This is a genomic window from Pseudonocardia halophobica (assembly GCF_050948485.1).
Classification (GTDB): domain Bacteria; phylum Actinomycetota; class Actinomycetes; order Mycobacteriales; family Pseudonocardiaceae; genus Pseudonocardia; species Pseudonocardia halophobica.
Window position 1 is genome coordinate 5,440,723 of the sequence record NZ_CP192046.1, and the last position, 12,871, is coordinate 5,453,593.

Below are 12,871 nucleotides of genomic sequence, written 5' to 3' on the forward strand. Positions count from 1 at the left end.
GTACACCGTGATCGACGACATCGTCGTGGTCGACTGCGTCGCGCACGCGTTCGACATGCGCCCCGACAACTGGGCTGACCGGCGCTACGCCGAGCCCTCGAACATGCTGGTCGCCGGCCTGCTGGCGGCGGCACCGGAGGGGTACCGGCTCGATCCAGCCAGGTCACAGGGCAACTGGACCGTGAACGACACCGCGAACGTGATGTTCCGGGAGAGCCGGAACGACGTGGCGATCTTCCACACCACCCCGATCTTCTTCTTCAAGGACGGCTGGTCGAGCTGGGAGAAGTCGGTCGAGGCGGTCCGCCGCTACCCGAACCGGTTCGTCGGCGCCTACTGTGCGGTCGACCCGCTGCGACCGGATGCACTGGAGGAACTCGAGCGCCAGGTCGAGACCTTGACCCCGTTCGGGCTCAAGCTCTACCCCATCAGCTACACCGAGAGCCGAGTCAACCCTTGGCGGATGGATGACCCGGAGGTCGCGTTCCCGCTGTACGAGCGTGCGCGCGAGCTCGGCATCCGACACATTGCCGTGCACAAGTCCGTCCCATTGGGGCCGACCCCCGGCGGTGCGGCGTTCCGGCCGGACGACGTGGAGGGCGCCGTCACGGCCTTCCCGGACCTGACGTTCGAGATCGTGCACGGCGGCATGGCATTCAACGAGGAGACCGCCTGGCTGCTCGGCCGGTTCGAGAACGTCTGGGTGAACCTCGAGACCCTCAACATCGTCCTCACCGCCCGGCCCACGGTGTTCGCCGAGATGCTCTCCGGACTCCTGCACGTCGGTGGCGAGGCCGCGCTCAGCAGGATCATCTGGGGCTCCGGCGCGATCAACTGTCACCCCCGGCCGAGCCTCGAGGCGTTCTACGACTTCTCCTTCACCCCGGAGCAGCTCGACCGCCACGGGCTGTTCGGCCCCGTCCCGCAGCTCACCCACGACCACAAGCGGGCCATCCTCGGCGGCAACGCCGCACGGCTCTACGGGCTCGACCTCGACGCGCTCGTCGCCGCCACCCGGGGAGACGAGTTCGACCTGGCCACCCGGGAGGGTCTCGCCGCGCCATACTCCACCACGGCGTTCGCCCACGCGCGGCTCGACCTCCCCGCGGAGGTCTGAGATGCCGGCCCCGAGCGAGGCCGAGGTCCGGGACCGGATCAACACGGTCGGCGACCCCTGCAGCGCCGCCCACGGGATGCCGCTGGGGCTCACGGACATGGGCCTGGTCGAGACCGTCGCGGTCGGCGACGACGGCGCCGTCGAAGTCCGCCTGCGCCTGACCTCGCCGTGCTGCGGCATGGTCGGCTACTTCGTCGACGAGGTCTCCCGGCGGGTCGGCGAGCTGCCCGGGACGTCCGCTGTGGACGTCTCCGTGGACGCGGGCCTCGACTGGACCCCGGACATGATGAGCGACCGCGCGCGGGCCACCCGGCGCGCCCACCTGACCGAGCTCGGCATCCCCCTTCTCCCCACTCCGACGAGAGGAAGAGCATGACCACAGCACTGCGCAACCGTTTCGAGGGCAAGGTCGCGTTCGTGACCGGCGCCGCCCGCGGGCAGGGCCGCAGCCACGCCCTGGCGCTCGCCGCCGAGGGTGCGGACATCATCGCCGTCGACATCTGCGACCAGGTCGAGACCCAGAGCTTCGCGATGTCGACCGAGGAGGATCTGGCCGAGACCGTCGCCGAGGTCGAGAAGCTCGACCGGCGGATCGTCGCCCGCAAGGCGGACGTCCGCGACAGCGCCGCGCTCGCGGCCGCGCTCGACGAGGGCGTCACCGAGCTGGGTCGGCTGGACGTCGTGTGCGCCAACGCCGGCATGTTCGTGATGAACAACGCCGTCGACTTCACCGAGCAGGAGTGGAAGGACACGGTCGACGTCGACCTCACCGGCGTGTGGAACACCTGCCGGCTCGCGGTGCCGCACATGCGCGCCCACGGGGAGGGCGGCGCGATCGTGCTCACCAGCTCGGTCTGCGGACTGATCGGGGTGCCCGGTCTGGCGGCCTACAACGCGGCCAAGCACGGTGTCGTCGGGCTGATGAAGACGCTGTCGATCGAGCTCGGCCCGGAGAACATCCGGGTCAACACGGTCAACCCCGGCAGCGTCGACACCCCGATGATCCAGAACGAGTTCATCTACTCGCTGTTCTACGGCGGCCCGACCGACGCCACGAAGGCGGACGCGGCGAAGCCCGGCTCTCCCTTCACCGCGCCGAACCTGATCAAGGTCCCGTGGGTGCAGCCCTCGGACATCTCGAACGCCGTGCTGTTCCTCGCCTCCGACGAGGGCCGGTTCATCACCGGCGTCTCGCTCCCCGTGGACGCCGGCTACGTCAACGGCCGCTGGGGCTGACCCTCTCCCGATCGGAGCGACACCGTGGTCGACTATCTCCGGGACGCGATCGTCCTCGGCGGGGTCTACACCGTCTTCGCCCTCGGACTCACGCTGTCCTGGGGAGTCCTCAATGTGCTCAACCTGGCACACGGCAACGTGCTGGTGGCCGCCGCCCTCACCGGCTACCTGCTCGGTGAGGCGGGGCTGCCGATCCCTGCGCTGCTGCCGCTGTGCATTCTCGCGGGCGCCCTCCTCGGCGCGCTCCTCGAGGTCGTGGTCTTCCGACCCATCCGCGCCCGGGCGCGCTCCGCGGAGGCCGCCGGGCTGGCCATCCTGATCGGCAGCATCGCGGCCGGGTCCGTCCTGTTCGCGGCGGCCGAGGAGGTCACCGACGGCAGAGTCCGGACCATCGGCACCGGGACCTTCGAGGTCACGACCCTGCCGTTGTTCGGCACCACCGTGACCACGCTGCAGCTGCTGATCGTCGGGCTCTCGCTCGTCCTGGGCCTCGGGCTCGCCTGGTTCGTGCGCCGCAGCCGGACCGGCCGCGCGCTGCGGGCGATCGCCCACGACCCGACCACCTGCGGCCTGCTCGGGGTCTCGGTGAACCGGCTCGGCATCGCCACCATGGCGGTCGCCGGCGGGCTGGCGGGCGCGGCGGGCCTGCTGCTCGCGCTGCAGATCGGGTCGGTCGAGGCGAGCATGACCGAGTCGCTGCTGCTGAAGGCGTTCGCCGTGATCGTGATCGGCGGGGTCGGGAGCATCGGCGGCGCAGTCCTGGGGGCCTACCTGATCGCGGCGGCGGAGGTCGCCACGGTCGCTCTGGTGGGCTCGGGCGCTCGCGAGGCCGTGGTCTTCGCGATCATCCTGATCCTGCTGCTGGCCCGCCCGCAGGGCCTGTTCGCCCGTACCGCCTGGCAGCGCGCATGACCACCACCGCGCTCGCCCTCGGTCTGCCCGGCAGCAGCGAGGCCGCGATCCGGAGCGGACTCGTGCTGGTCCTGCTCGGGTTCAGCGTGCACGTCGCCGTGCGCAGCGGCATGTTCTCCCTCGCCGGCGTCGGGTTCGCGGGGATCGGGGCCTACACCGCCGCGGTGCTCGCCAAGGACGGCCTCCCCGCGGTGGTCGCCATCGTCGCGGCCGTCGTGCTCAGCGGTGTCCTCGGCGGCATCCTGGGTCTCGTGCTCGGTCGGCTCCGGGCGCTCTACCTGGCCATGGCCACCTTCGCGTTCGTGCTCCTCGTGCAGGTCCTGGCGATCGAGTGGGAGCCGGTCACCGGCGGGCCGTTGGGCCTGTTCGGGGTGCCGGCCGTGGTCGGGATCCCGGTCCTCGCCGCGGTCGCGGCGCTGGTGGCCGCCGCGGTCGCCGTCGCCGAGCGCGGCCGCAGCGGGCGGATCCTCGAGGCCCTGCGGCTCGACGACCAGCTCGCCGAGGCCCTCGGAGTGGACGTCGTGCGGCGCAGACGCGTCGCGTTCGTGCTCAGCTCGGCGCTCGGCGGCCTGGCCGGGTCGCTCTCGGCGCTCAGCTTCAGCGTGCTGACCCCGGACGAGGTCTCGTTCTCGGTGATCGTCGACGTGCTCACGGTCGTCGTCCTGGGCGGCACCGCGGCCTGGTACGGGCCCGTGATCGGCGCCTTCGTGGTGGCCTGGCTGCCCGAGGTGCTCGGCTTCCTCGGCACCGCCCGCCCGCTCGTCCAGGGTGCGCTGGTGGTGCTGGTGATCGTGCTGGCGCCCGAGGGCGCCGTCGGCCTCGTCCAGGCCGTTGGACGGCGGATGCGCCGGCGGGACGTCGCGGCCCGACCCGAGGAGGTGACCTCGTGACCGAGGTGTCCGTCGAGTCCGTCCGACCGGCCGAGCCGGTGGCGGGCCCCGCCGTGGAGGTCGCGGGCGGGGTCGTCGCCTTCGGCGGCGTCCGCGCGGTCGACGGGATCGACCTGACTGTGCCCGCCGGGTCGCTCTGCGGGATCGTCGGCCCCAACGGGTCCGGCAAGACCACCCTGCTCAACGCGGTGTCCGGGGTCCAGCGGCTGACCGAGGGCACCATCGTGCTCGGCCGCCGGGACACCACCGGGCTGTCGGCGCACGCGGTGGCCAGGACCGGGGTGGCCCGGACCTTCCAGACCATCAAGCTCCTGCCCACGCTCTCGGTGCGGCAGAACGTCGCCCTGGGCGTGGACATGCACGGCACCGGGGCCGGCGCGGCCCGCCGCCGCGAGGCGACGGCGGCCACCGACCGGGCGCTGGAGCGACTGGGCATCACCGCGGTGGCCGACCGCTCGCCGGAGGAGCTGTCCTACGGCACCCGACGCCGCGTCGAGATCGCGCGGGCGATCGCGAGCGGCCCCTCCCTGCTGCTGCTCGACGAGCCGCTCGCCGGGATGAACCGGGCCGAGCGCGTCGAGATCGCGGAGCTGATCACGGGCCTGCGCGCCGACGGCCTGACCCAGCTGCTGATCGAGCACGACCTGCGCACCCTGCTCGCGGTGTGCGACCACCTCGCTGTGCTCCACCACGGCAGGCTGATCGCCTTCGGGGCCCCCCGCGAGACCGCGGCCCGCCGGGACGTCCGGGACGTCTACCTCGGGAGGTCGGACGATGGCACGGCTTGAGCTGCACGGGCTCGTGGTCCGCCACGGCAGCCTGACCGCGGTGCACGGCATCGACCTCGCGGTGGACGCGGGCGAGGTCGTGGCCCTGCTCGGCGCCAACGGCGCGGGCAAGAGCTCCACACTGGACGCGGTGAGCGGCGTCGTGCCGGTCGCCGCGGGGGAGGTCCGGCTGCGGGGTGAGCGGATCGACGGCTCGCCCTCGTACCGGATCGCGCGCCGCGGTCTGGTGCAGGTGCCGGAGGGCAGGCGGATCATCGGCCCGCTCACCGTCGCCGAGAACCTCGATCTCGGCGGACACCCCGTGCGCTCCGCACGGCGGCGGGCCGAGCTCGCCGCTCAGGTCGCAGAGCTGTTCCCCGAGCTCGGGCCGCTGCTGCGCCGCCCGGGCGGACTGCTCAGCGGTGGCGAACAGCAGATGCTCGCGATCGGCCGCGCGCTGATGGCCGATCCGTCGGTGCTGATGCTCGACGAGCCGTCGATGGGCCTCGCGCCCGTCGTCGTCGACCGGGTGCTCGCCGCCGTCCGGGCGGTGGCCGACCGGGGGCTGGCGGTGCTCATGGTGGAGCAGAACGCCACCGCCGCGCTGAGCATCGCGGACCGGGCCGCGGTGCTCGAACAGGGCGAGATCACGCTCACGGGGCCCGCGGCCGAGGTCCACGACGACCCGCTCGTCCTTCGGGCCTTCCTCGGCATCGAGCCCGACACACCCCCGGACACCCCGCCCGCACTGGCCCATCCCCGATGACGAGGAGAGCGCGACCCATGAGACCCACTCGATCCCTGTTCGCCGCCGCGGCGGTGGCCCTGCTGTCGGTGACCGCCGCGTGCGGATCCGGAGGCGGTGCGTCCACCGGTTCGGCGGGCAAGCCCAGCGAGTTCGCCATCGACTTCGTCCTCGACGTGACAGGGGTGTCGCAGACCTTCAGCCCCGCCGTCCGTCAGGGGTGGGACCTGCGCATCGAGCAGGCGAACGCGGCGAAGGAGCTCCGAGGGACGACCCTGTCCACGAACGTCCACGACACCCGCAGCGACCCACGCACCGGAGCGGGCCTGATGGCCGAGGTGGGTGCGGGCGAAGCCCCACTGGCCGTGTTCGGGACCAGCAGCTCGGTCGCCCCGGCGGTCGCACCGGTCGCGCAGCAGGCCGGTCTCCCGCTGGTCACGATTTACTCCGGCAGCCCCGGCGTGGTCGACGCAGGCGACCACGTCTTCCGGGTCACCGCACCCCAGTACACCTACCATCACCTGCAGAGCGAGTACTTCAAGGCCAACGGGGTGAAGCGGGTCGCGATCGTCTACAACAACGACATCGGGACCTTGAAGGACCTCGCCGAGAACTACTACCCGAAGGCCGCCGCGCAGGACGGCTACGAGATCGTCCAGAGTTCCGGGGTGTCGGCCAAGGCGCCCGACCTGTCCTCGGAGATGACCGGGGTCCTGGGCTCGAACCCCGATGCCGTGCTGATGCTCGTGCTCGGCCAGCAGAACACCTCGATCGTCACTCAGCTTCGCCGGGCGAGCTTCCCCGGCGTGATCGCGGCCCAACCCGGCGTCGGCAACCAGGCCCTGCTCGCCCTCGGGCCTGCCGCGGACGGCATCGTCTACCCGATCGACTTCAGCGCGGCCACGACCTCGGCGGCGGGCAAGGACTTCGTCAACGCCTACCAGGCGAGGTACGGCTCCGCACCGGACACCTTCGCCGCCTCCGGGTACGACGGCGCGAGCATGGCGGTGGCCGCGCTGGCCGCCGCCCCCGAGTTCACTCGGGAAGCGTTGTTGCAGAGCATCTCCGACATCACCGCGAAGGGACTCGACGGCGCATCGGGCACCGTCCGCTTCGACGGCCGGGACGCCCGGGTCGACGGGATGATGGTGCGCTGGGAGAACGGTCGCGAGACCCTGGTCGCTCCCCCGGCATGACGAGCGGGCGGGCGCACCGCTGGTGCGCCCGCCCGTCGTCCCGCGAGGTCAGCCGTGCGGCACGCGGAACGGCAGCAATGCCCCGGCGTCGACCGGCAACGCCGTGCCCGTCACGAAGGCCGCGGCGTCGGACGCAAGCCACGCCACCGCGTCGCTGACGTCCCCGGCCCCGATCCACGGCACCGGCAGCGCGTTGCTGCGCCGGTAGGCCCGCGCGGCGTGCTCGCGGGTCGTCGCCCCCGCCAGCGCGTAGAACGCCGGGTTCTGCACCATGGGGGTGTCCACGGTGGTCGGATGCACGGAGTTCGCGCGGATCCCGTACGGCGCCAGCTCGACGGCGAGTGACCGCATCAGCCCCGTGACGCCGTGCTTGGCCGCCGTGTAGTGCGCGACGTTGGGCAGCGCCGCCAGGCCGGCGATCGAGCTGACCAGCACGATCGCCCCGCCCCGGCCGGCCTCGATCATCGCGGGCACCACGGGCCGGACCGTGTGGAAGACGCCGGTCAGGTTGACGTCGAGCACCTCCCGCCACTGCTGCGGGGTCAGCTCCCACACCCGGCCGAAGGACGAGACCCCGGCGTTCGCCACCACCACGTCGACCCGACCGAACTCGGCCAACGCGGCCTCGGTCGCCTTCTCCATCGCCGCGGCGTCTCGGACGTCGGACTGCAGAGCGAGGCAACGCGCCCCGTGCCCCTCCACCGCGGACACCGTCTCGGCGAGGTCCGCCGCGGTGGCGGCGGGGTACGGGACGGTCTCGACCGGCCCACACAGGTCGAGCGCGACGACGTCGAGCCCGTCCGCGGCGAGCCGCACGGCGTGCGAGCGGCCGAGCCCGCGGGCCGCGCCGGTGACCAGCGCGACCCGCCGGGGGCCGGTCCGCGTCACGCCGCCGCCCGGGCCCGGGCGGTCGCCTCGACGTCCACCCGGACCCCCTCGGGATCCCGCTCCGGGTCCCCGACGACGACCACGCCGTAGTCCGCGAGCGCGCCCGCGATGCTCACGTACTCGTCCCGGACGTCGTCGCACACGGCCTGCGGGTCCCGCGCGAACGGGTCCCCCCAACCGCCGCCGCCGTTCGTCTCGTAGCGGAAGACCGACTGCGGCTCGGTGTGCCACACCGGGGTGCTGCAGAAGTAGAAGTACCGGCCCGCGGGATCGGTCGTCTTCGACTCGGGGTCAAGCACGCCGGCGACCGGCACCGCGTCCGCGTAGACGGCGTCGTCGACGGAGAGGAGGACTCCACGACCCGCCACGTCCGCGGCCTCCGGCGGGAACAGCCAGACCGCGCCCTGCGAGCCCGCCCGCCCGCCGTGCACGCCGATGCCGGTCGCAGTGCGCGTGGATAGCGGATTCGACCAGTGCTCCGCGTCGGTCAGGTAGAGGGTGTCCTTGCGGACCGCCGCCCCGCCCCGGTGGGTTCCCGCCCCCGCGGAGTCCGTCACGTACTCCTTACGCAGCAGCACAGCGGGGATGTCCGACTCGATCGCCTCGGTGGCCGGATCCAGAGCGTTGACCTGGTAGAAGCTCTGGTAGCTGTCCGCGTCGCCGTGCCGGGTGGCGCCCCACGGGCCGTGCTCGCCACCGCACTGGGCGGTGCCGACCCAGGGGATCCCGCCCGGCAGCACGCCGTTGGCATTGTGGATGCTGAGCGAGCCGTAGTCCCCGCCGACCGCCCGCTCCCCCAGGGCCTGCTCGAGCGCCCGGAAGATCCCGCGGATGATCGCCTGGGTGCTCTCCCAGTACATGAACACGGCGCCGTCGGGCGGGACCGCGCTCACCACCGTCCCCGGCGGGATGACCAGGTCGATCGACCGGAAGGCGCCCGATGTGTAGGGCTCCGTGGGGTCGACGAGGAACTTGAGCGCCATCACCACGGCGCACTTCGCGTCGAGCGCCGCGGCGTTGATGCACGTCCTGGCCTGCGGCGAGGTGCCGGAGAAATCGATCTCCAGCCGGTCGCCGACCTTCGTCACGTCCACCGCGACCTCGTACGCCACGGAGTCGTCGACGCCGTCGGCGTCGATCGACTCGCGGGAGGAGTACCGCCCGTCCGGCAGGCTCGCCAACGCCGACGCCATGGACTCGGCCGAGCGGTCCACCGCGTACCGGATCGCTCCGAGGAAGGCCTCGACGCCGTAACGGTCCACGCTCTCTCGGATCAGCCGCTCACCCAGCGCGAGGCTCTGGTTGATCGTCTTGATGTCCGGCAGGATGATCGGCCCGAACCGGGCGTTGTCCAGGATCAGGTTGAAGGTGGAGCGCACCGGGCGCCCCTCGCGGTAGAGCAGGGTGGGCGCGATGACCAGGCCGGTCTCGTAGACGTTCCGCTTGGTCGCGCTGAACCCGGCGGGCACGATCCCGCCCATGTCGAGCTGGTGCGCGCGGATGGACACGTAGGACACGACTCGGCCGTCGTGGAAGACCGGGCGGATGAAACACACGTCGTTGACGTGGTTGCCGACCCGGTAGGGGTCGTTGGAGACGAGCACGTCGCCCTCGCGCAGCTCGCCGGGCCCGAACTCCTCCACGGTGTTGCGCACGGCCTCGGACATCGTGCCGAAGAAGGCCGCCAGGCTCTTCCCGACGGCGGGCATCGGATAGTTCTGCTCGGCGGGCCCGGAGATCGTCGCGTTGAAGTCGTACCAGTCCCGCAGGATGAGCGAGAAGGCGTTGCGCAGGATGCCGGTGCTCATGTGCTCGACGATGTAGCGCATCCGGTTGCCGAGCACCGACGCGGTGAACCGGTCGGCAGCGTAGCGGGCGTGGAACTCCGCGTCGCCGAGGTCGCGGAGCGAAGCGCTGGTCATGTCTGGTTCCTCTCGTCCTGGCGGATCCGCAGCTCGCCGTAGCGGCCGACGGTCGCGGTCTGGCCCGGCACAAGGAACGTCGTCGACAGGGGCTCCCGGATCACTGCGGGACCCGCGACGCGGTCCCCTGCGAGCAGGTCGGAGCGCTGGTACTCCGGCGCGGGGACGCTCTCGGTGCCCGCCCCGGTGCCGAGGTGCTGGATGGTCAGGGTGCGACGGACCGTGGGCTCGCCGGACTCGCGGCGGGGCAGCTCGCGGTACTCGACCTTCGGTGCGTCGACGACCGCGCGGACGCGGAACGTCACGCCCTGGACCGGCACGAACTCGAACCGGTTGCCGGAACGCTCCACGTAGGTGTCGTGGAATCCCGCGATCATCTCGCGCATCGCGTCGGCGGTGATCTCGCCCTCGGGGACCGGGACGAACGGGGTCTCCCAGCTCTGCCCGTACAGCCTGCCGTCGAAGCTGCGGGCGAGGACGGCCCTGTCCCGGTACCGCTCGGGGAGCCGCTCTCGCAGCTGCTGCTCCATCGACCGGTAGAGCGCGTCGATCTCCGGCGCGGCGTCGGGCCCGAGCATCGTGTACGCGCTGCGGCTCTCGGAGAACACCAGGTCCGAGCTGACCAGGCCCAGGGCCGAGAACAGCCCGGGGTGTGGGGGCACGACGACCTCCGCCGCACGGACCTGCTCGAGGGCGGCGGGCAGCAGCATCGGACCGGCGGCGCCGAAGGCGACGAGGCTGTAGTCCCGCGGGTCGATGCCGTGCTGGACGGCCACGTTCGTGAGCCCCTCGGCGATGTTCGTGACGCCGATGTGGAACGCGTAGCCGATCCGCTGCTCGAGCGGGAGCGGCGAGTCGAGCTCCTCGAACGCTCGCCGGGCGCTGTCGATGTCCAGCTTCATCCGCCCACCCGCGAAGCCCTCGGGGTCGAGGATCCCCATCAACAGGCAGGTGTCGGTCGTGGTCGGTTGGGCTCCGCCCGCGTCGTAGCACGCGGGACCCGGGTCCGCGCCCGCGCTTCCCGGCCCGACCTGCAGCTCCCCGGTGGGGCCGACGGTCACCAGGCTGCCGCCGCCGGCGCCGATGCTGCTGATCTCGTTCGACAGCGCGTTGACGACGAGGTCGTACTCCAGTTCGAAGGTCGTGTCCACGTACGGTTCGCCGCCGGTGACCAGACTGATGTCGCAGGAGGTGCCGCCGACGTCGGCACAGAGCAGGTCCTGCACCCCCAGCATCCGGCCGAGGTGCGCGCCCGCGACGGTACCCGCCGCGGGTCCGGCGAAGATGATCCGGTACGGCGCCGCCATCGCCGCCTCCGCGGGCAGGAGGGCGGCCGTGCAGTCCGCGAAGTGCAGGTCGCCACCGAAGCCGAGCTGGCCCAGCCCCGCCGACAGCCTGCGGGTGTAGTCGCCGTAGGTGAGCTGCATGAAGACGTCGACGACCGTCGTCGAGGCGCGGGCGTACTCCTTGGCCAGCGGAGAGACCTCGCTGGAGATCGACACCGGGACATCCCCACCCAGGACCTCCCGAGCGAGCTCGCGCAGCCGGACCTCGTGGGCACCGTCTACGTAGGCGTGCAGCAGGCAGATCGCCACCCCGCGCACCCCACACCGGCGCAGGACCTCGAGTTCCTCCCTGGCCTGGGTCTCGTCGAGCGGGAACAGCACGCCGCCGTCCGCGGTGCGCCGTTCCCGAACGCCGCGGCGCAGGTACCGCGGCACCAGGGGCCGGGCCGCGTCACCGAACGGGCGCCGCCACGACGGATCGGTCAGCCCCTCCATCGGCCGCCAGCCGCGACCCGCGTCGAGAATGTCGCGGTGTCCGGCCGTGGTCAGGAACCCGATCTTGGGCAGGTTGCGGGTGATCACGGCGTTGAGACCGTGCGTGCTGGCGTGGTTGAAGACCGCCGCGTCGGCCACCCCGATCTCCGCGGCCCCGCGCAGGACCCCGGTCTCGGTGTTCCCCGACTCCGTTGCCACCTTGACCGTGTGGATCCGACCGTCCCGGATCGCCACGAGGTCGGTGAACGTGCCACCGACGTCGACCCCGATCATGCTCATCGCCGCTCCGTTCCTCACGCGATGTCCAGGCCCGTGGACGCCAGGGCGATCGGGCCCAGCAGGCCCCACGCCTCCCGGCTGACCGACCGCAGGCTGGGCTGGTGCTTCACCACCACGAACCAGCCCCCCTCCGACAACACCGGGTAACGGCGGAAGTCCGCCGCGGTCGATCCCGGGAAGTCCCCTACGAGATCGACGCCGAGCTCGGCGAGTTCGGCGTCCGTGACCTCCTCCCGGATCACCGACAGGCCCGTCCGGACCCTGTCGTCCTCGGCTGTGCTCATTGCCACTCCCTCCCGGTCAGGCACTCGTCATGCCACCGTTGACGTCCACGACCGCGCCGTTGACGTACGACGCGGCCGGTGAGCCGAGGAACGCGACGACGGCCGCGATCTCGTCCGGGCGCGCGAAGCGCCCCATCGGGAAGTCCGCGGGCGCGTAGCCGCGGCCCGCGATCATCTCGGTGTCCACCGGTCCCGGAGCCACCCCGTTCGCGCGCACGCCGTGCACCACCTCGGTGCGCGCCAACCACTTCACCAACGCGTGCACGGCGCCCTTGCTGGCCACGTACTGCGGCCCGGCCGACACGCCGCCGATCCGGCCCGCGAGGGAGCCCAGGCACACCACGGCGCCGCGCGAGCGCCGCAGCGCGGGCAGCGCAGCCCGCACGGACCAGAGGGTGCCCTTGACGTTCACCCCGAGCACCCGGTCCATCTCGGCGTCGTCCATCTCCTCGAGCGGCCGGGGCTCCCCGTACACCCCCGCGGCGGTGACGAGCACGTCCACCACCGACAGGGCGCCGAACGCCTGCTCCGTCGCCACGCGGTCGGTGACGTCCAGGACCTCACCGTGCGCCTTGCCGCCGGCTGCGAGGACCGCGGTGACCGTGTCGTCGGGCGGTTCCAGGTCGAAGGCTGTGACCTGCGCACCTGCGGCGGCGAGGGCGAGACACACGGAGGCCCCGATGCCGCGCGCAGCCCCGGTGACGACGGCGTGGGTGCCCGCGAGCGCGTCGGGGTGGAGGGCGGCGGAGGTCACCACGTCCTCGATCATGATCGTTCCTCTCGACGATGAAAGGCCGACTCAAGCTACCAACTGTCCAAGTTCTGGTACAGCAATCTCTCCTTAAGAGCCACTG

The 12,871-nt window shown here is 72.2% G+C and carries 13 protein-coding genes; 8 read left to right on the forward strand and 5 right to left on the reverse strand.

Annotated features, from left to right (window positions below; genetic code table 11):
- Nucleotides 1-7 precede the first annotated feature (7 nt).
- From ACQP04_RS25800 to ACQP04_RS25835, 8 genes are read left to right on the forward strand one after another with little or no spacing between them, the layout of a single operon-like run.
- Complete coding sequence (locus ACQP04_RS25800) at nt 8-1,117, forward strand: amidohydrolase family protein (protein ID WP_433503151.1); 1,110 nt, start codon at nt 8-10, stop codon at nt 1,115-1,117.
- Between the two features lies 1 nt (nt 1,118).
- Entirely contained in the window at nt 1,119-1,493 is a 375-nt protein-coding gene (locus ACQP04_RS25805) for a metal-sulfur cluster assembly factor (RefSeq protein WP_433503152.1), read from the forward strand.
- Nucleotides 1,490-2,353, forward strand: coding sequence for a mycofactocin-coupled SDR family oxidoreductase (locus ACQP04_RS25810; protein WP_433503153.1), 864 nt, complete (start codon nt 1,490-1,492; stop codon nt 2,351-2,353). The genes ACQP04_RS25805 and ACQP04_RS25810 overlap by 4 nt, the downstream gene beginning before the upstream one ends.
- A 24-nt stretch (nt 2,354-2,377) precedes the next feature.
- The gene (locus ACQP04_RS25815) at nt 2,378-3,265 is read left to right on the forward strand and encodes a branched-chain amino acid ABC transporter permease (RefSeq protein WP_433503154.1); all 888 of its coding nucleotides are present in this window, start codon (nt 2,378-2,380) and stop codon (nt 3,263-3,265) included.
- The gene (locus ACQP04_RS25820; RefSeq protein WP_433503155.1) at nt 3,262-4,155 is read left to right on the forward strand and encodes a branched-chain amino acid ABC transporter permease; all 894 of its coding nucleotides are present in this window, start codon (nt 3,262-3,264) and stop codon (nt 4,153-4,155) included. The genes ACQP04_RS25815 and ACQP04_RS25820 overlap by 4 nt, the downstream gene beginning before the upstream one ends.
- Nucleotides 4,152-4,943, forward strand: coding sequence for an ABC transporter ATP-binding protein (locus ACQP04_RS25825; RefSeq protein ID WP_433503156.1), 792 nt, complete (start codon nt 4,152-4,154; stop codon nt 4,941-4,943). Before ACQP04_RS25820 ends, ACQP04_RS25825 begins: the two co-directional genes overlap by 4 nt.
- Nucleotides 4,930-5,688: an ABC transporter ATP-binding protein gene (locus ACQP04_RS25830; protein WP_433503157.1), complete on the forward strand. Its 759-nt coding sequence runs from the start codon at nt 4,930-4,932 to the stop codon at nt 5,686-5,688. The genes ACQP04_RS25825 and ACQP04_RS25830 overlap by 14 nt, the downstream gene beginning before the upstream one ends.
- Nucleotides 5,689-5,705: 17 nt before the next feature.
- Nucleotides 5,706-6,863 (forward strand): ABC transporter substrate-binding protein, encoded by a 1,158-nt coding sequence (locus ACQP04_RS25835; RefSeq protein WP_433503158.1) that lies wholly within the window; start codon nt 5,706-5,708, stop codon nt 6,861-6,863.
- A 48-nt stretch (nt 6,864-6,911) separates the two neighbouring features.
- Here the strand turns inward: ACQP04_RS25835 and ACQP04_RS25840 are convergent, their stop codons facing one another.
- Genes ACQP04_RS25840 through ACQP04_RS25860 form a run of 5 tightly spaced genes read right to left on the reverse strand, consistent with a single transcriptional unit; the run spans nt 6,912 to nt 12,786 of the window.
- Nucleotides 6,912-7,751: a mycofactocin-coupled SDR family oxidoreductase gene (locus ACQP04_RS25840; RefSeq protein WP_433503159.1), complete on the reverse strand. Its 840-nt coding sequence runs from the start codon at nt 7,749-7,751 to the stop codon at nt 6,912-6,914.
- Nucleotides 7,748-9,673: a hydantoinase B/oxoprolinase family protein gene (locus ACQP04_RS25845; protein ID WP_433503160.1), complete on the reverse strand. Its 1,926-nt coding sequence runs from the start codon at nt 9,671-9,673 to the stop codon at nt 7,748-7,750. The genes ACQP04_RS25840 and ACQP04_RS25845 overlap by 4 nt, the downstream gene beginning before the upstream one ends.
- Nucleotides 9,670-11,733 carry a hydantoinase/oxoprolinase family protein gene (locus tag ACQP04_RS25850; protein WP_433503161.1) on the reverse strand — a complete coding sequence of 688 codons (2,064 nt, stop codon included), beginning with the start codon at nt 11,731-11,733 and terminating at the stop codon, nt 9,670-9,672. The genes ACQP04_RS25845 and ACQP04_RS25850 overlap by 4 nt, the downstream gene beginning before the upstream one ends.
- A 14-nt stretch (nt 11,734-11,747) precedes the next feature.
- Nucleotides 11,748-12,017 carry a hypothetical protein gene (locus ACQP04_RS25855; protein ID WP_433503162.1) on the reverse strand — a complete coding sequence of 90 codons (270 nt, stop codon included), beginning with the start codon at nt 12,015-12,017 and terminating at the stop codon, nt 11,748-11,750.
- 16 nt (nt 12,018-12,033) lie between these two features.
- Entirely contained in the window at nt 12,034-12,786 is a 753-nt protein-coding gene (locus tag ACQP04_RS25860; protein ID WP_433503163.1) for an SDR family NAD(P)-dependent oxidoreductase, read from the reverse strand.
- Between the last annotated feature and the right edge of the window lie 85 nt (nt 12,787-12,871).